General features: G+C 46.9%; 12 protein-coding genes. 4 read left to right on the forward strand and 8 right to left on the reverse strand.

All coding sequences use genetic code 11. The features are described from left to right. A complete protein-coding gene (locus AB3F25_RS03420; RefSeq protein WP_373604110.1) occupies positions 1 to 1,725 on the reverse strand; it encodes a penicillin-binding protein activator in 1,725 nt (574 codons plus the stop codon). Between the two features lie 72 nt (positions 1,726 to 1,797). Here AB3F25_RS03420 and rsmI point away from each other — a divergent pair, with 72 nt between their 5' ends. From rsmI to AB3F25_RS03435, 3 genes are all read left to right on the forward strand, one after another. Beyond that, positions 1,798 to 2,646 (forward strand): 16S rRNA (cytidine(1402)-2'-O)-methyltransferase, encoded by an 849-nt coding sequence (rsmI, locus tag AB3F25_RS03425; protein ID WP_373604111.1) that lies wholly within the window; start codon positions 1,798 to 1,800, stop codon positions 2,644 to 2,646. Between the two features lie 98 nt (positions 2,647 to 2,744). Then, complete coding sequence (gene tldD, locus AB3F25_RS03430; RefSeq protein WP_373604112.1) at positions 2,745 to 4,193, forward strand: metalloprotease TldD; 1,449 nt, start codon at positions 2,745 to 2,747, stop codon at positions 4,191 to 4,193. 139 nt (positions 4,194 to 4,332) lie between these two features. Then, entirely contained in the window at positions 4,333 to 4,602 is a 270-nt protein-coding gene (locus AB3F25_RS03435; protein WP_373604113.1) for a hypothetical protein, read from the forward strand. 67 nt (positions 4,603 to 4,669) lie between these two features. Here the strand turns inward: AB3F25_RS03435 and gltS are convergent, their stop codons facing one another. The 5 genes from gltS to AB3F25_RS03460 all read right to left on the reverse strand — a co-directional run bounded on the left by gltS (position 4,670) and on the right by AB3F25_RS03460 (position 12,519). Next, positions 4,670 to 5,884, reverse strand: a complete 1,215-nt coding sequence (gene gltS / locus AB3F25_RS03440; RefSeq protein ID WP_373604114.1) for a sodium/glutamate symporter — start codon at positions 5,882 to 5,884, stop codon at positions 4,670 to 4,672. 32 nt (positions 5,885 to 5,916) lie between these two features. Continuing rightward, positions 5,917 to 8,172 carry a DNA topoisomerase IV subunit A gene (gene parC / locus AB3F25_RS03445; protein WP_373604115.1) on the reverse strand — a complete coding sequence of 752 codons (2,256 nt, stop codon included), beginning with the start codon at positions 8,170 to 8,172 and terminating at the stop codon, positions 5,917 to 5,919. A 209-nt stretch (positions 8,173 to 8,381) separates the two neighbouring features. Beyond that, positions 8,382 to 9,587, reverse strand: coding sequence for a copper-containing nitrite reductase (gene nirK / locus AB3F25_RS03450; RefSeq protein WP_373604116.1), 1,206 nt, complete (start codon positions 9,585 to 9,587; stop codon positions 8,382 to 8,384). Position 9,588: 1 nt separating this feature from the next. Then, positions 9,589 to 11,487, reverse strand: a complete 1,899-nt coding sequence (gene parE, locus AB3F25_RS03455) for a DNA topoisomerase IV subunit B (protein ID WP_373604117.1) — start codon at positions 11,485 to 11,487, stop codon at positions 9,589 to 9,591. 96 nt (positions 11,488 to 11,583) lie between these two features. Continuing rightward, positions 11,584 to 12,519, reverse strand: a complete 936-nt coding sequence (locus tag AB3F25_RS03460) for a Kdo(2)-lipid IV(A) acyltransferase (RefSeq protein WP_373604317.1) — start codon at positions 12,517 to 12,519, stop codon at positions 11,584 to 11,586. A gap of 94 nt (positions 12,520 to 12,613) precedes the next feature. Between AB3F25_RS03460 and hldE the strand changes: the two genes are divergently transcribed. After that, the gene (gene hldE / locus AB3F25_RS03465; protein WP_373604118.1) at positions 12,614 to 14,050 is read left to right on the forward strand and encodes a bifunctional D-glycero-beta-D-manno-heptose-7-phosphate kinase/D-glycero-beta-D-manno-heptose 1-phosphate adenylyltransferase HldE; all 1,437 of its coding nucleotides are present in this window, start codon (positions 12,614 to 12,616) and stop codon (positions 14,048 to 14,050) included. A gap of 181 nt (positions 14,051 to 14,231) precedes the next feature. On the opposite strand, the gene AB3F25_RS03470 is transcribed toward hldE, so the two are convergent. Then, positions 14,232 to 14,894 (reverse strand): NAD(P)H-dependent oxidoreductase, encoded by a 663-nt coding sequence (locus tag AB3F25_RS03470; protein WP_373604119.1) that lies wholly within the window; start codon positions 14,892 to 14,894, stop codon positions 14,232 to 14,234. A 183-nt stretch (positions 14,895 to 15,077) separates the two neighbouring features. Then, on the reverse strand, positions 15,078 to 17,360 hold the full coding sequence (gene hypF / locus AB3F25_RS03475; protein ID WP_373604120.1) for a carbamoyltransferase HypF: 2,283 nt from the start codon (positions 17,358 to 17,360) through the stop codon (positions 15,078 to 15,080). Positions 17,361 to 17,478 lie beyond the last annotated feature (118 nt).

Genomic DNA, 17,478 nt, shown 5'->3' on the forward strand with positions numbered 1-17,478 from the left:
CTAGTTTGAAATTGGCACCGCATTGGCGTCTTGGTATTGGAACCAAGTCATATCGCGCTCAACGTTACAGTTCGGCCCCGCGCTCAATACGCCGGTTAAACCGTTTAAACGATAGCCCGGCACTTGGCGTAATTCGTTAAAGTGGTTAATTAATAACCATGCGTCGGACCCCATCGCATATAAACGCATTAATTGATATTCACCGCCGGTGGAACCCGCTACTTTTTTATATTGCGTACCGGAGGATTCTTTGAAGAACGGAATATCGCTAAATTGTACGCCGTTCATTTGCGCCGCGTAGTCAGCGGAATTGGTCGCCGCGTTAGAACGCGAGCTGGCGTAAATTTTTACGTTCGCTGCATTATTATTAGTGAGATAGCCTTTGATTTCCGCTAGTTCATCAGGATTCGCCACTACATAAAGCGCATTTGCGTCGGCACCATTTTCTTGGAAGAAATAAGGCACGTCTGCGGCTAAATTGTAATAACGGATGTTGGCATCCGTCGAAGTCAATTTTTGCCAACGCACATTAAAGGCGTTGCCTACCCGCTGACCTAATTCATTTTGCGGCATAGCGACTACCGGATTGCGTACGCCGTCATTCCACATTTTAGTGGCAGCGGATTCCGCTTCGTCTTCCGGCGACAAACCGTAGTAGCAAAGCTGATTAATCGCTTGCGCGTTCGGCGTAGTATTTAGCGTCAAAACGTCCATGCCTTGCACAACGGCCGGATTCGCTACAATCGCATCGACATTTTGTTTCAATAACGGACCGACCAACGCGTTAATGCCCGCTTGTTTAGCTTGCGCGATAATCTCGTTAATCGGTGTCGTGGAAGAATCAAAAATTTTCACCGGAATAGAAGAATTACCTTTTGCATCATTAAAGCCGGAAAGAATGGTTTTACCCAGAATTTGCCCTTCGCCGCTCATAGGTAAAATCAAACCGACTTGGGAAAGATTGGTTTGCTGAAAATTCAATAGATTTTGCAATTCTTTCGGGAATAATGTCGCCGCCGCATGGTTTGGATATGCTGCTTTCCAGTTTTGTAACGCCTGACTTAATTGAACGGGCTGACGAATATTATCGTTGTAAGCTTTAATCAAGGTTAGCCAACCGCCTAACGCCGGATTTCCTTCGTCTGCGGCATTGTTAATTACGCCTGTGTTGGCACTGCGTAATAAGGCCCAACTTTTATCCACATTATCTTGACGGCGTTGAACGTCAGTCAAGTTTTCATCCATTTTGATGCGTGCTTTTATCGCTTCAATGACGTCTTTGCGATTTTCCGCCACAACGGCCTGCGTTTCATAGAAACGCGCTTTTTGTGACGGGCTGAGTTTGCTTAGATCGATAGTGCGAAGGCGACTTTCCGCTTCTTCATTGGCCCCTTTTGCGGCCGCGATACGGGCTTCGATTAATGTTCGATCAAGTTTTTGCGCATTATTTAGCGCGCCAAGCTCCGATAACAGCGCTTCTGATTGCGCCACCTTGTTTTCGGCAATCAATACACGCGCCGCTAATAATTTATAAGTTTCTTTATCTTCCGCGTTTTGTGCTTGATTCAGTTTATCCATATAAAATTCTGAACTGGCATTAGCATCGCGTTGAAGTGTTTCGGTGAAACTACTGTCGAATAAATTTGAACAGCCGGCTAATGCCAGGGATAACAAAATCGGCATTAAACGTTTTTTAAAACGCCCGCCTTGTAATAAAATAGACATTCTTCACTCCATGATTAAAAAGAGAATAGTGCGACCGATCTTACTTATCTCGACTTTCAAAAGCAAACAAAAATGAATGATTTAAGCGGAATTTTATATATCGTAGCAACGCCCATCGGCAATTTGCAGGACATTACCCAACGTGCCCTTAACATCTTTTTACAAGTGGATCTTATCGCCGCCGAAGATACTCGCCATAGCGGTTTATTGCTTAGTCATTACGGCATTAAAAAACCGTTTTTTGCTTTACATGATCACAATGAACAAGAAAAAGCCCATGTTTTAGTGGAAAAACTCAAACAAGGCAGCAATATCGCTTTAATTTCCGATGCCGGCACTCCGTTAATCAGCGATCCCGGATTTCATTTGGTGCGTCGTTGCCGCGAAGCGGGAATTCGCGTGGTGCCGTTACCGGGTGCCTGCGCGGCGATTAGTGCCCTTTGCGCTTCGGGCATTGCGTCGGATCGTTTCTGTTTTGAAGGTTTTTTACCGGCCAAAAGCAAGGCCCGTAAAGATAAATTAGAAGATTTAGCGGAAGAAGCGCGCACCTTAATTTTCTACGAATCCACCCACCGCATTTCAGACGCTTTGGCGGATATGCAAGCCGTGTTGGGCGACGATCGCTATGTGGTACTGGCGCGCGAACTCAGCAAAACTTGGGAAACCATCGTAGGCGATACGCTCAAAAATTTACGTCAATGGCTTGCCGAAGATCCGAACCGCACCAAAGGTGAAATGGTGCTGATTGTGGAAGGCAAAGCAAAATCCGAGTGCAATGACGATATTTCTCCGCAAGCGGTGAAAGCCCTTAAATTAATCGCTAAAGAACTCCCACTCAAAAAAGCCGCCGCCATTGTGGCCGAGCTGTACGGTTATAAAAAGAATGCGCTGTATCAATTCGGTTTGGCGCAGTCGGATTAATGTTTCCTTGCGGCTTTTTCACCTCATCTCGGATGCTCAAATCAGCACCGCATTGAAAGCTACATTAGCCGCAAAATTTTATTAATATCGGAGAACAAATGTTAAACCAAGTCACAACCACCTTGCTTGCCCCGAGCCATCTTTCTACTGCAGAATTGCGCAATGTTTTTGACATTATGTCGCATCGCAATATTGATTACGCGGATTTGTATTTCCAACTTAGTCAAGACGAAAGTTGGGTGCTGGAAGACAGCATTATCAAAGAAGGCGGATTTCATATCGATCGCGGTGTGGGCGTGCGTGCCGTGGCGGGTGAAAAAACCGGCTTTGCTTATTCCGATCAAATTGATCTTGCCTCGCTGCAACAATGCGCCGCTGCGGTAAAAGGCATCGCACAGGTTAAACAGGGCAACCTTATCACGCCAAGTGCCTTCAATGCGGTGCGCGCGGTTGCCCGTTATGCGCCGATTAATCCGCTAGAAAGTTTAAGCAAAGAGAAAAAAATCGCCTTGTTACATTTGGTTGATCGTACCGCACGCGCGCAAGATCGCCGCGTTACGCGCGTTTCGGCGAGCCTTAGCTCGGTTTATGAAGAAGTATTGATTATGGCGACGGACGGTACTTTGGCGGCGGATATTCGCCCGCTGGTGCGTTTGTCGATTTCTGTGTTGGTGGAACAAGACGGCAAGCGTGAGCGTGGCAGTTGCGGTTCCGGCGGGCGTTTCGGTTTGGATTGTTTCTTTGAAACGGTGGACGGCGATATTCGCGCGGTGAACTTCGCCAAAGAAGCGGTGCGTCAAGCTTTAGTGAATTTAAGCGCGATCGCCGCACCGGCCGGTGCGATGCCCGTGGTGCTTGGTGCCGGTTGGCCCGGTGTGTTGCTGCATGAAGCCGTCGGGCACGGCTTGGAAGGTGATTTCAATCGCAAAGAAAGCTCGCTGTTTAGCGGTAAAATCGGCGAACTTGTTACTTCGCCGTTGTGCACGATCGTGGACGACGGCACTTTGCAAAATCGCCGTGGTTCACTTAGCGTGGATGACGAGGGCGTACCGAGCCAATGCAATGTGCTAATCAAAGACGGCGTTTTGCAAGGCTATATGCAAGACAAAATGAATGCGCGCTTAATGGGCGTTGCGCCGACCGGCAACGGCCGCCGCGAATCCTACGCGCATTTGCCGATGCCGCGCATGACCAACACTTATATGCTGGCCGGGCAAAGTAAATTTGACGATCTTATTGCTTCCGTCGAACGCGGTATTTACGCGCCGCATTTCGGCGGCGGCCAAGTGGACATCACTTCCGGCAAATTCGTGTTCTCCACTTCCGAAGCGTACCTGATTGAAAATGGCAAAATCACCAAACCGGTAAAAGGCGCGACATTAATTGGCAGCGGCATCGAAGTAATGCAAAAAATTTCCATGGTAGCCGATGAAAGTGAGCTTGATCTCGGCATCGGCGTGTGCGGCAAAGACGGCCAAAGTGTACCGGTCGGCGTCGGCCAACCTGCCTTAAAAATCGATGAAATTACCGTTGGTGGCACGGATTAATAAAATCAGGCTCGGCACCGTTCAATGCGGTGCTGATTGGCGAGCAGATTCATTTTGAATGATCATTTTTTTGAAAAACCATAAACGTATCGTTTCAACAAGCTAGAAAATTTTAACGATTTAGTTTGAAGAAAATTTTATGAACAAACATTATTACAAAGTCATTTTCAGCCGCGTGTTAAATCAACCGGTGGCGGAAGATCAAAATAGCACCGCATTGAACTCCCAAAACAGCATAGCATTGACGCTGTCTTTAGAGACGCTTTGTTTCGGGCTAATGTTGGTTTTGGGTTGGGTGAGTTTGTCTGAGAGCGCATTAGCGGCGCCAAATCCAGTCTCCAATGCGGTGTCGGGTGGAAAGCCAAGAACCGGAAGAAGGTTTAACGCAGCGTTTAGAATTTTAAGTTGAAAGAGCGGTCAATTTTCGTAAGTTTTAAAACCTTTTGAAAATTGACCGCTCTTTTTGCTCTAATTGATTAGTGTAAGTAGGCTACGAATGCCAAGAACACTTTTAATAATGAGGCGTTAATTAAGTCGATAAAGAATGCACCGACCATCGGCACGATTAAGAAGGCTTTGTGAGACGGTCCAAAGCGACTGGTAATGGCTTGCATATTTGCAACGGCAGTAGGCGTTGCACCTAAACCGAAACCGCAGTGACCGGCGCTCAATACGACGGCGTCATAATCTTTGCCCATAAAATGGTAAGTGACATAGACTGCATAGAATGCCATAAATGCCACTTGAACGGCCAGAATCACTAATACGTCACCGGCTAGGCCCGCTAATTCCCAAAGTTTTAAGGACATTAACGCAATCGCTAAAAAGATGGATAAACCTACGCTACCCAATACGTCGATAGCGGAATCGGCGACGCGGAATTTGAATAAGTGAGTCAGTGTATTACGAATAACTACACCGGTGAACAAACACCATACGAAAGTCGGCAGTTGCAATGCGGTGCCCTTAGTGATGCTGTCCAGATATTGACCAATTAACAAACAGAAAGACATCATGGTAATGGTTTCAATAATGGAACGAGCATTTACTTTACGCTGATAAGCCGGGTGTTCGAAGGCTTCTTGTACGTCGTCTATTTCGTCATTTTCCGGATTTTCACCTTGTTTTTGACGATTTAACAAGAAACGTGCAACCGGACCACCGATGATTCCGCCGAATACCAAACCGAAGGTCGCACATGCCATAGCAATTTCGGTTGCCGCCGGGAGATTGAACTCTTTGATGAACGTTTCTGCCCAAGCCGCACCGGTACCATGGCCACCGGTTAATGTGACGGAACCAGCCAATAAGCCATATGCCGGATCAATTCCTAAGAGTTCCGAACCGGCAATACCGATAACGTTTTGACAGATAATCAAACCCGCCACCACAAAGAGGAAAATGATTAACGGTTTACCGCCCTTAATTAAGCGAGCAAAATTTGCGCTTAAACCGATGGAGGAGAAGAAAACCAACATCATAGTTGTTTGTAAGCTTTTCTCGAAAGTAAACGAGGTGCCGTCTATTTGATGCCAGACGAAAAGCCCAATAGCGACGATAAAGCCGCCAACCACCGGCTCAGGAATGTTAAAACTTTTTAGTACATTGATGCGTTTGACCAAAAAGTAACCTAATAGCAAAACAAGGCTTGCAAGCGCAAGAGTTTGGTAGGTATCAAATACAATATTCACGAAATATCCTCCTATATTGGGTTTCGAAAACGTTATGTGTTGTGTTCCGGTTCAACTACCACAATTTCCACATTACTGTGTAAGCCGCGTGGCAGTTGCGAGCCTTTTCTGCCGCGTTCCGCACGGAATTTGTGCAGATCTTCCGGTTTTAATGTGATTTTTCGTTTACCGGAATGAAACTCAAGACTGGCTTGTTCTGAAATCAGTAATAACTTCACTAATAATTCGCTGCGATCTTTCGCATTCGCGGCGGAAATGCTAACGATTTTATTGCCTTTACCTTTTGATAATACCGGTAAATCCTGCACCGGGAAAATCAACATTCTGCCTACGGATGTCAAGGCAACAAGAAGTGCACTTGGCTTCGACAAAATGAGAGGTGCCAACACTTTGGCATTTTCCGGTAAAGAAATCAAGGCTTTTCCTGCTTTGTTACGTGCAATTAAATCGTCAAATTTACAAATAAAGCCGTAACCGGCATCCGATGCCATCAACAAAGCTTGTTGTTCGCCTTCCATCATTACATGTTCAATGGTCGCGCCGGCCGGCAAAGTAAGTCTACCGGTGAGCGGTTCTCCTTGCGATCTGGCAGATGGCAAGGAAAGCGGATCCAGCGCGTAGCTGCGCCCCGTACTGTCGATAAACACGGCGGCTTGATTACTCTTGCCGCAAGCGTGCGCGCGGTAATTATCGCCTGCTTTGTAGCTTAATGCTGTCGGATCAATATCGTGGCCTTTCGCGCAACGCACCCAACCCATTTGCGATAAAATCACGGTGACCGGTTCCGCAGGCGTCATTTCGCTTTCGGAAATGGCTTTGGCTTCTTCTCGTTCGACCAGTTGGGACATACGCGGACTGGCATATTTTTTCGCATCTTCTTGGATTTCTTTTTTAATCAGCGTGTTTAAGCGACGTTCGGAGCCTAAAGTTGTTTCTAAATTCACCCGCTCTTTTTCCAATTCATCGCGTTCCGCGCGCAGTTGGTGTTCTTCCAATTTCGCTAAATGACGCAGACGTAAATTTAAAATCGCATCGGCTTGTTCGTCGCTTAAATTAAAACGCGTCATTAATTCTGCTTTCGGGTTATCGTTGTTGCGAATAATTTCAATCACTTCATCGATATTTAAAAAGGCAATCATTAAGCCTTCTAAAATATGTAAACGCGACAATACTTTATCCAAGCGATATTGCAAACGGCGAGTGACCGTGGCACGACGAAAAACCAGCCATTCAGTGAGAATTTGCAACAAACCTTTTACCGCCGGTTTATGATCAAGTCCGATCATATTCATATTCACGCGATAACTTTTTTCCAAATCCGTGGTGGCGAACAGGTGCGCCATTAATGCATCGCAATCCACTCGGTTAGAACGCGGTACGATCACGATCCGAATCGGATTCTCGTGATCTGCCTCGTCGCGAATATCTTCCACCATCGGCAATTTTTTTGCCGTCATTTGTTCGGCGATTTGTGCGATGATTTTGGACGGTGAAGATTGATGCGGCAGCGCGGAAATGATGATTTCACCGTCTTCTTTTTTCCACGTTGCACGCATTTTAATTGAGCCACGGCCTTGCTCGTAAATTTTACGAATTTCCGCTTTCGGCGAAATAATTTCCGCTTCAGTCGGGAAATCAGGGCCTTGTACCACCTCGAGTATCTCATCCAGCACCGCATTGGGCTTATCCAATAGCATCACCGCCGCAGCGGCGATTTCATTGATATTGTGTGGCGGAATATCCGTCGCCATTCCCACCGCAATGCCGGTGGTGCCGTTAAGCAAAATATGCGGTAAACGCGCCGGTAAAGATTGCGGTTCTACTAATGTGCCGTCGAAGTTCGGCTGATAATCTACGGTGCCTTGCTCAAGTTCGTTAAGTAAGATTTCAGAAATTTTGGATAGGCGCGATTCCGTATAACGCATTGCCGCGAAAGATTTCGGATCGTCCGGCGCGCCCCAGTTGCCTTGTCCGTCCACGAGCGGATAACGATAAGAAAATGGTTGCGCCATTAACACCATGGCTTCGTAACAAGCACTGTCACCATGCGGGTGAAATTTACCGAGCACATCACCGACGGTGCGAGCGGATTTTTTATATTTCGCGGTGGCGTTTAAACCCAGTTCCGACATGGCGTAAATAATGCGGCGCTGCACCGGTTTTAATCCGTCGCCGATGAAAGGCAGCGCGCGATCCATAATGACGTACATGGAGTAGTTAAGGTAGGCGCTTTCGGTGAACGTGCGCAGGGGCATTTGTTCGATGCCTTCGTAGCTGATATTAGTCATTTTTATTTTCTTAATTTGATTGAAATTTTTTTCTTCGAAAATTTTGACGAAGTGAACGCATTATTTAGCACCGCATTGGAGCCTTATTTGGCGCGGCTTCAATGCGGTGCTGAATTGAGATTTCAAATAACGGCAAGTTACTTGTGACACTTTTATACGCGTAAAAGAAAATAACCCGTCGTTGGTGAAATACGATGTTAAATTAAACGTTACTTTTTATTTGTCGCTCCGGAAGCGCCATCCATACTATGCTCACCGCCGCCCATCATCATGCTGCCGTGGCCTTCAATTTCATACGGAACGGGTTGCGGTTTTTGGGGATTGGCTTCTTTGAACGGCATATCGCTTAATTTACCTGAGTAAATTTCCGGATTGGCTTCGCCGCTGACGATAAGTTGTCCCATAGTGCCTTTGCTGGCGGCACGAAAGATAGAATGATCCATCAATACATAGGTGCCGGGGACGTTGATTTGGGTTTCGCCGATAAATACGCCGCCGGACGGGATCAACGTGGTTTGTACGTTGTGATTAATCAGCGTGCCGCCTTCAACATATAAATTGTGGAAGATCGAGCCAATAATATGGAATGATGAGGCTAAATTCGGGCCGGCGTTGCCAACGAAGAAACGTAATTTTTCACCGGTTTTGGCGCGTAGTGCGTTTTTATCCATTAACGCGCCGACCTTGCCGTTAAATAACACGTAGTCAGGACGTTCAGCGAGTGCTTTTTGCATGCTGAAAGGTTGTAATCCGGGGGCACCGAAATCCCCGCGAGTATAGAATTCGCTTTGCATGATGTAATATTCGCGATCCGCTTTTGGCAAGCCTTCTTTTGGTTCTACCAAAATTAAGCCGTACATGCCTTTGGCTAAATGCACGGCGACCGGTTGACTGCCGCAATGGTATAAATAAAGTCCCGCATGTATCGCTTTAAATTGAAATGTGGAAGTGCGCGTTGGCGCTGTGGCGCTGGCTTCGGCACCGCCCATGGGGGCAGAGGCTGCGTGAAAATCAAGGCTGTGTTCCATCATGGAAGCGGCAGAATTAGAAAGTTGCACTTCCACAATATCGCCTTCACGCACGCGAATAAAGGGAGCAGGCACGCCGCCGTTAAGCGTCCAGAATTTAAATTGTACGCCGTCCATTAACTCAGCGATTTGCTCCGATGCGGTCAATTTTACAATTACTTTGGCCGGATAATTGCGTTCGATGGGCTTCGGTACATTGGGGGCGGAAGTAAGTTCCGCTTCAATTTCCGGTAAAACGTTTGAAAGATTCCCCGCACTTTTACCATTGTTGGGGCTTTCATGATTTTGTGCTTGTGCGTTAGGGATCATCGCGAATCCGGCGCCCAAAGTAATGGAAACCAGACTTAATGCGCTGTTTTTAAAAAAATCACGTCGTTGTTCGTTCATGCTATACCTCCAAATCAACTTGATCTCCTTTGGCTTGCAGCCAACTTTTCCGATCTTCCGAGCGTTTTTTAGCCAGCAGCATATCCATTATTTCCAAGGTTTCCGCACCTTCTTCATCATTTGCTTGATAAGTCAATTGCACCAAACGGCGGGTATTGGGATCCATCGTAGTTTCGCGTAATTGAGACGGATTCATTTCGCCCAATCCTTTAAAGCGCTGCACGTTTGGTTTACCTTTTTTGTTTTGTAAGCGATCTAAAATTGCCTCTTTTTCGCTTTCGTCTAATGCGTAAAATACTTCTTTATTTAAGTCGATGCGGTACAGCGGCGGCATAGCCACATAAACATGGCCGTCTTGCACCAATTTTGGAAAATGGCGTAAGAATAGTGCGCAGAGTAGGGTGGCGATGTGTAAACCATCGGAGTCTGCATCGGCGAGAATGCAAACTTTGCCATAGCGCAGTTGGGATAAATCGTCACTGTCGGGATCAATGCCCAGCGCCACTGCGATATCATGAATTTCGCTCGAGCCTAAAACTTGTTCGGGCGACACTTCCCAAGTGTTTAAAATTTTTCCGCGTAACGGCAAAATAGCCTGATATTCGCGGTCGCGGGCTTGTTTCGCCGAACCACCGGCGGAATCGCCTTCCACTAAGAACAATTCAGTTTTTTCTAAATCTTGCGAGCCACAATCGGCAAGTTTGCCCGGAAGCGCCGGGCCGCTAACCAATTTTTTACGTACCACTTTTTTTGCCGCGCGTAAGCGACGTTGTGCCGAACTAATTGCCATTTCGGCGAGTTTTTCGGCGTCTTGCACGTTTTGATTCAGCCATAAACTGAAGGCATCTTTTAACACGCCGCCGACAAACACCGCACTTTGACGCGAAGAGAGGCGTTCTTTGGTTTGGCCGGCGAATTGTGCATCTTGCATTTTTAAGGAAAGAATGTAACCACAGCGCTCCCAAATATCGTCTGCGGTTAGCTTGACGCCGCGCGGTAATAGATTTCGAAATTCGCAAAATTCGCGAATAGCGTCCAATAGGCCTTGGCGTAAGCCGTTAACGTGCGTCCCGCCTTGAATAGTCGGGATTAAATTCACGTAGCTTTCGCCAATTAATTCGCCACCTTCCGGTAACCATAACAACGCCCAACTAACCGCTTCATTTGAGCCTTTAAATTCGCCCACGAATGGTTTTGCCGGTAATGTTTCGTAACCGTTTACTGCTTCAATAAGATAATCGGAAAGACCGTCTTGATATAGCCAGACATCTTGCTTGCCATTCACTTTATCAATGAATTTGATTTCGAGACCCGAACAGAGCACCGCTTTGGCACGCAATAAATGGCGCAAACGGCTGACGGAAAATTTGGCACTATCGAAATATTTCGGATTCGGTTTAAAGTGAACTGTTGTACCCGTGGTGCGTCTGCCACAAGTGCCGACCACTTCCAATTCTTTCACTTTAACGCCGTTTTCAAAGGCAATTTGGTACACTTCGCCGTTGCGTTTTACTTGAATATCCACGCGTTCGGAAAGTGCGTTCACCACAGAAATTCCGACGCCGTGCAAACCGCCGGCAAATTCATAGTTTTTATTGGAGAATTTTCCGCCCGCGTGCAGTTTGGTGAGAATCACCTCCACGCCGGATACGCCTTCTGTCGGGTGAATATCCACCGGCATACCGCGGCCGTTATCGGTTACTTCAATAGATTGGTCGGTGTGCAAAATCACTTCAATTTTGCTTGCGAAGCCGGCAAGTGCTTCGTCCACACTATTATCAATCACTTCTTGTGCGAGGTGATTCGGACGGGTGGTGTCGGTGTACATACCGGGACGAATTTGCACCGGTTCGAGATCTTTAAGAACAGTAATTTCTTGAGCAGAATAATTGGATGTCATTGGTTTTTTGAATAGTTTATTTGGCAAAATTGCGAAGGATTCTATCAAAAGGTGCGATCATTTTCGACCGCACTTTTTTATCTAAGGATGGAAACGTTAATCGTATAAGCTCGGATCGTTTTCATTTGGACGAGTTTTAAAACGGCGGTGCAACCACATATATTGCGTTATGCCTTTCATAATTTCCTTTTCCACCAGTTGATTCATGCGTGCCGCGACCGCGCTTTCGTTTTCCGAATCGGTGAAATCTACCGGAGCGGAAATGCTCACTGTATAGCCGGAGCCGTCCGCATTGCGTAAAGGTACGAAAGGAATCACTTTGCTATTCGGCGAGGCTTTTAATAAATAATAGCTCCCTGTTGTGGTGGCCGCATTTTTTACGGCGAAGAACGGTACGAACACCGCATTGCGACGGCCGTAATCATGGTCCGGCGCATACCAAATGGTTTCGCCACGGCGCAAAGCTTTAATCATACCGCGTAAATCTTTGCGATCTAACATGTCTTTATTGGAACGCAAGCGTCCTTGAGTTTGCAGCCAGTCAAAGAGCGGATTGTCGTTTGGGCGGTAAACACCGACGCCAGGATGATATAAACCCACGATGCGGGCGCCCAACTCAAGTGTAAGAAAATGTATGCCAACGAAAATAATGCCGTTTTGTTGATTTTCTTGCAGGTAGCGCAAACCTTCCACTTTTGACCATTTCTTAATGCGCGCGTCCGACCAAAACCAAGCCATACCGGTTTCGATAATCGCCATGCCGACGGCACGCAAATTTTCTTGTAAAACCGCTTCGCGTTCGCTTTCGGGCATATCGGGAAAACACAGTTCAAGGTTACGGCGGGCAATCGCAGCACGCCGTTTGCCCACGTTTAAATGGCAAAAAAGTGCACCTAAGCCGTTGCCGATACGGCGTAGAATCGGATAGGGCAGGAACAGGAGGGCACGCCAGATGCCGATGCCGAGCCAGAATCCCCAATATTTGGGGGCAAGAAAAGCGGGGTGGAACCTAGGTAGTTTGCTATTTTTCATCATATTCTCGCTAAAATTGCGCGCTAGTTTAACGCAAAAATCAGTTGTGGTAAAATCGCGCCGATTTTTTTACCAGTGTTTAAGAGAGAATAAAATGGCTCAATATTTAACCGAATTTAACCGAGCAAAGGTGCTCGTATTAGGTGATGTAATGCTTGATCGTTACTGGTTTGGCGCAACCAATCGCATTTCGCCGGAAGCGCCGGTGCCGGTAGTGCGCGTACAGGAAAACGAAGAGCGCGCGGGCGGTGCGGCGAATGTGGCGATGAATATTGCATCGCTCAACGTACCGGTACAACTTATGGGCTTAATTGGGCAAGATGAAACCGGCGCGGCGCTTTCCAAATTATTACAAAACCAGCATATCGACTGTAATTTTGTGGCGTTGGACACGCATCCGACAATTACTAAATTACGTATTTTATCGCGTCATCAACAATTGCTTCGTCTTGATTTTGAAGAAGATTTCCAAAACACCGAGTGTAACGATTTACTTGCGAAATTAGAAAATGAGGTGAAAAACTACGGCGCGTTGATTCTTTCCGATTACGGCAAAGGCACGTTAAAAGATGTGCAACAAATGATTCAAATTGCGCGTAAAGCCAATGTGCCGGTGTTAATTGATCCGAAAGGTACGAATTTTGAGCGCTATCGCGGCGCCACATTGCTTACCCCGAATATGGCCGAATTTGAAGCGGTGGTGGGTAAATGTAACTCGGAACAAGAAATTATTGAGAAAGGGTTGAAACTCATTGCCGATATCGATTTGACTGCACTTTTAGTCACCCGCTCTGAAAAGGGAATGACCTTACTGCGTCCGAATCAAGAACCTTATCATTTGCCAACGGTGGCGAAAGAAGTGTTTGATGTGACCGGTGCCGGTGATACGGTGATCAGCGTTTTGGGCACCGCATTGGCGGACGGCCGTTCCTTTGAGGAATCTTGCTATTTGGCAAACGTGGCAGCCGGCATTGTGGTGGGCAAACTCGGCACCTCCACGGTTTCCACCGTGGAACTTGAAAACGCGATCCACGCCCGTCCGGAAACCGGTTTCGGCATTATGACTGAAGCCCAACTGAAAGAGGCCGTGGCGCAGGCCAAAGCGCGCGGTGAAAAAATCGTGATGACTAACGGCTGCTTTGATATTCTTCATCCGGGTCACGTGTCTTATTTAGAAAATGCCCGCAAATTGGGCGATCGTTTAATCGTCGCGGTCAACAGCGATGAATCGGTAAAACGTTTAAAAGGCGAAAGTCGTCCGATTAATAATTTGGACGCCCGCATGGCAGTGCTTGCCGGATTGGCTTCCGTGGATTGGTTGGTGCCATTTACTGAAGATACGCCGCAACGTTTAATTGGCGAAGTGTTGCCGGATCTACTTGTCAAAGGTGGCGACTACAAACCGGAAGAAATTGCCGGAGCCAAAGAAGTGTGGGCGAACGGCGGCGATGTGAAAGTACTTAATTTTGAAAACGGCTGTTCGACGACCAATGTGATTGAAAAAATTAAATCGTTGAAAGACGAAAAATAGTCGGAAATTTTTAAAATCGGCTCCTTTAATTTAAGAACCGAGCGCTTATTAAATAGCGCTCGGTTCTTTTTGTTTATGCGATGGATGCCGAACTGAATTGAGCCGCAGTTCAAGGTTTCAATGCGGTGCTATTTCGGAAGGTGAGTGCATCTGAATTTGAGCAACTTGACGTTAGGCGCTGTTATTTTACCCAAGTCACGATTTCATCCATCGTTTTGCGCGATTTTTTCGTAATGTCGCGGGCCCGATAACCAAATGTGGCAGCGACGGAAACGCCATATTCTTGCGGATCGAACAAGCCTTCCGCAGCAAGGGTTTGATTCATCAAATCATAATGAAAACCTTCAATTGGGCAGGAATCAATGCCCATCGCCGCCGCACCGGTGAGCATATTGGCCAGTGCGATATAGGTTTGTTTGCTGCACCAATCGAACAACGTGCGCTCGCTTTCCAACAATTTCATATCGTTTTTTTGCAAAGTTTCGTATTTGGCCAGTGCGAGTTTTTGTTGTTCTTCATCTAAGCCTTTGCGTGTCATCACCTCGGTGAAAAACGGACTGTCGTAACGGGCGTTTTTCTTAGCAAGTAAAATGACGAGATGGCTACAATCATCTAACTGGTTTTTCATGCCCCAGCTAAAAGGCTTAATTTTTTCGCGTAAGGCTTTGTTTTGAATTACCAATAATTTCCACGGTTCGGAACCCACGGAGCTCGGTGAAAGGCGCGCGCATTCCAAAATAGCGTTAAAGTCTTCCTCACCGATTTTTTTGTTCGGATCGTAATAGCGGGTGGAACTGCGTTGATTCAATAATTCAACGACTTGCTGAGCGTTAAGTTTTACCATGATTTTTCCTCTTTAATAAAAATACCGGAAAGGTTAGTTTTGCACTTTCGTTTTTTTCGCGCGCGAAGACGGTGAGTTTAGAATGAAAATGAAGTGTCAAATTAGCACCGCATTGAACGCGCGGTTTTCGGTCTTCGGCAGCGTGGCCGGAACAAGCTAAGCAAAGGCAAAAGTCGGGCTATCTTACTCGGTTCGCATGGTTTCGGCAAATTGCGCGGCAATGGCTGCTTGTCCTAAACTTAATCCGCCATCGCCCATCGGATATTGATGGCCACTTAGCACTTTAAATTCCGTTAAATTTTCTTTCAATAAACGACGCAATAATTGATTGTGCATCACACCGCCGGAAAGCACGATGGTGCGGCAATTGTGTTTTTCCGCGTGTTTACGTGCAAGAGTTGCAAAACCTTGTGCCAAGGCATAATGAAACGCGAAGGCTTTATCTTCTTTTGAACCTTCGTAAGCCAACCAACTTTGCCAGAAAACGGCGAGATCTAATTTATTCTCTTTTATCGGCATTTTAACCGTGATATCGAGCGTGCTTTTATTTTTGGCTAAAGGAGATTGTGCGGCAAGCGCCTCTAAATGACAGGCGGCCTCGCCTTCCCACGAGAGTTTTTCAGCGGTGATGCCTAAGCCGTAGGCCACCGCATCAAATAAGCGACCGGTGGAGGAAATTAATGGCGAATTAACTTTGCCTTCAATTGCTGCTGCAAGCGTTTGCCAAGGCAAATCAGCACAGCTTTGCGTCGCAATCTCGCGCCAATGCGGTACGAATTGTTGTAAATGCGCAAGCCAGTTGCGCCAAGGTTGAGTCGCCGCTAAATCGCCGCCGGGCAATGCAACTGCGGGCAGGCCACCTAAATGGCGGCATTGGACACCGTTTACCAACAAGCATTCGCCGCCCCAAAGCTGTCTGTTTTCGCCCATGCCGATGCCGTCTAAGGCGATGCCGATCGTTTTGTCGCAGCAATGATGTTCTGCCAGTACGGCAGCAATGTGAGCATGATGGTGAAGTATTTCCACGTAAGGCCGGCCAAGCTTTTTCGCCAAGGCTTTTCCGATTTTTGAAGAAAAATAACCTTGGTGTGCATCCACCGCAATGATATCCGGCGTGAATTGGTAGATGTGCGAAAACAGCGCAATGTTATTTTCTAATTGTTGTTGCACCAATTCGTTAGCGGTGTCGCCGATATGCTGGCTGACCACTGCTTTATTTTGTTTTAACAAACAGAAAGTGTTTTTTAAATCGGAACCGAATGCCAAAATATTGCGTTGATTTTGCGTATTCAGTACGGTTTCATCCGGCACATAGCCGCGAGCGCGACGCAAGATTTCCGGGCCATCGAACGCGGCACGGACTAAGGAATCGTCGGCACGCTGTAAAATGTCGCGGTTATGACAAAGATAAAAATCCGCTAATGCAGCTAATTTTTTGAGCGCATTTTCGTTATCCAAAACCGGCGGTTCGCCACTTGGATTCGCCGACGTCATGACCAAGGGTATCGCGGTTTCTCGCAGCAATAGATGTTGCAACGGGTTGCTCGGTAACATCACGCCGATTTCGTTCAAATGGGGCGCGATATTTTCCGCTAAGTTTGGTACTTTGGATTTCTCTAACAGTACAATCGGCGCGGTGACGGAAGTTAAAAGTCGAATCTCGTCGTCGCTTAAATTTTGAAGAAAAGTAAGGCTTGGCACCATCACGGCGAGCGGTTTGCTCAGGCGATGTTTACGCACCCTTAAATTCAGCACCGCATTGAAATCCCGTGCGTCGCAGGCCAAATGAAATCCGCCGATGCCTTTTACTGCAATGATTTTGCCTTCGCGCAGTAAATGCGCGCTTTGTTTTAGCGCCGCTTCACTGTTGGCAAGGCGGTGGTTTTGATCTTGCAACCAAATATGTGGACCGCAAACGGCGCAAGCATTGGGTTGTGCGTGGAAACGGCGATCGGCAGGATTTTTGTATTCGGCGGCACACTCGGGGCAGAGAGAAAAATTCGCCATGGAGGTATTTTTGCGGTCGTAGGGAATGGCTTTAATAATGGTAAAACGCGGACCGCAGTGAGTACAGTTAGTGAAAGGGTAGTGGTAGCGCCGATTGGTTGGGTCGAATAAATCTTGCAGGCAGGCGGGACAGGTAGCAGCGTCTGGCACGATTTGGGTGTCCATGGCGTTGTTTTCACTTTCGCGGATTTCAAAGCCGTCAAAGTGTGGTGGATTTTCCCAGCGTTTTTCATGCTGCTGAATGTCGGTAATAAGGGCCAGTGGTGGTAGTTTGTTGTGCAAATCGTGTAGGAATTGTTGTAACTGTTGTTTCGTTGGTTCCAGCAGGCGGATTAACACACCTTGTCCGTCGTTATTGACATCGCCATGTAGTCCGTATTTGTTCGCCAGTAACCAGACAAAAGGACGAAACCCTACGCCTTGTACTTTACCTTTGATTCTTAACTCGATTCCGTTCATATTTTTCTCAGTCAGGTTGATTTTATTAAGAGATGATAGTGAGAAATGACAGCGTAAGCGCTGATCTGAATCAAAACGACTTGAGAAAGATGGCGTGAGGGCACGCCATCTGGGGGGA

The organism is Aggregatibacter sp. HMT-949 (genome assembly GCF_041734645.1).
In the GTDB taxonomy this organism is placed as follows: Bacteria; Pseudomonadota; Gammaproteobacteria; order Enterobacterales; family Pasteurellaceae; genus Rodentibacter.

What these genes read in the sequence shown, in the direction of transcription:
- AB3F25_RS03420 (WP_373604110.1), bottom strand. Translation starts at nt 1,725, where the DNA reads ATGTCTATTTTATTACAAGGCGGGCGTTTTAAAAAACGTTTAATGCCG.
- rsmI (WP_373604111.1), top strand. Translation starts at nt 1,798, where the DNA reads ATGAATGATTTAAGCGGAATTTTATATATCGTAGCAACGCCCATCGGC.
- tldD (WP_373604112.1), top strand. Translation starts at nt 2,745, where the DNA reads ATGTTAAACCAAGTCACAACCACCTTGCTTGCCCCGAGCCATCTTTCT.
- AB3F25_RS03435 (WP_373604113.1), top strand. Translation starts at nt 4,333, where the DNA reads ATGAACAAACATTATTACAAAGTCATTTTCAGCCGCGTGTTAAATCAA.
- parC (WP_373604115.1), bottom strand. Translation starts at nt 8,172, where the DNA reads ATGACTAATATCAGCTACGAAGGCATCGAACAAATGCCCCTGCGCACG.
- nirK (WP_373604116.1), bottom strand. Translation starts at nt 9,587, where the DNA reads ATGAACGAACAACGACGTGATTTTTTTAAAAACAGCGCATTAAGTCTG.
- parE (WP_373604117.1), bottom strand. Translation starts at nt 11,487, where the DNA reads ATGACATCCAATTATTCTGCTCAAGAAATTACTGTTCTTAAAGATCTC.
- AB3F25_RS03460 (WP_373604317.1), bottom strand. Translation starts at nt 12,519, where the DNA reads ATGAAAAATAGCAAACTACCTAGGTTCCACCCCGCTTTTCTTGCCCCC.
- hldE (WP_373604118.1), top strand. Translation starts at nt 12,614, where the DNA reads ATGGCTCAATATTTAACCGAATTTAACCGAGCAAAGGTGCTCGTATTA.
- AB3F25_RS03470 (WP_373604119.1), bottom strand. Translation starts at nt 14,894, where the DNA reads ATGGTAAAACTTAACGCTCAGCAAGTCGTTGAATTATTGAATCAACGC.
- hypF (WP_373604120.1), bottom strand. Translation starts at nt 17,360, where the DNA reads ATGAACGGAATCGAGTTAAGAATCAAAGGTAAAGTACAAGGCGTAGGG.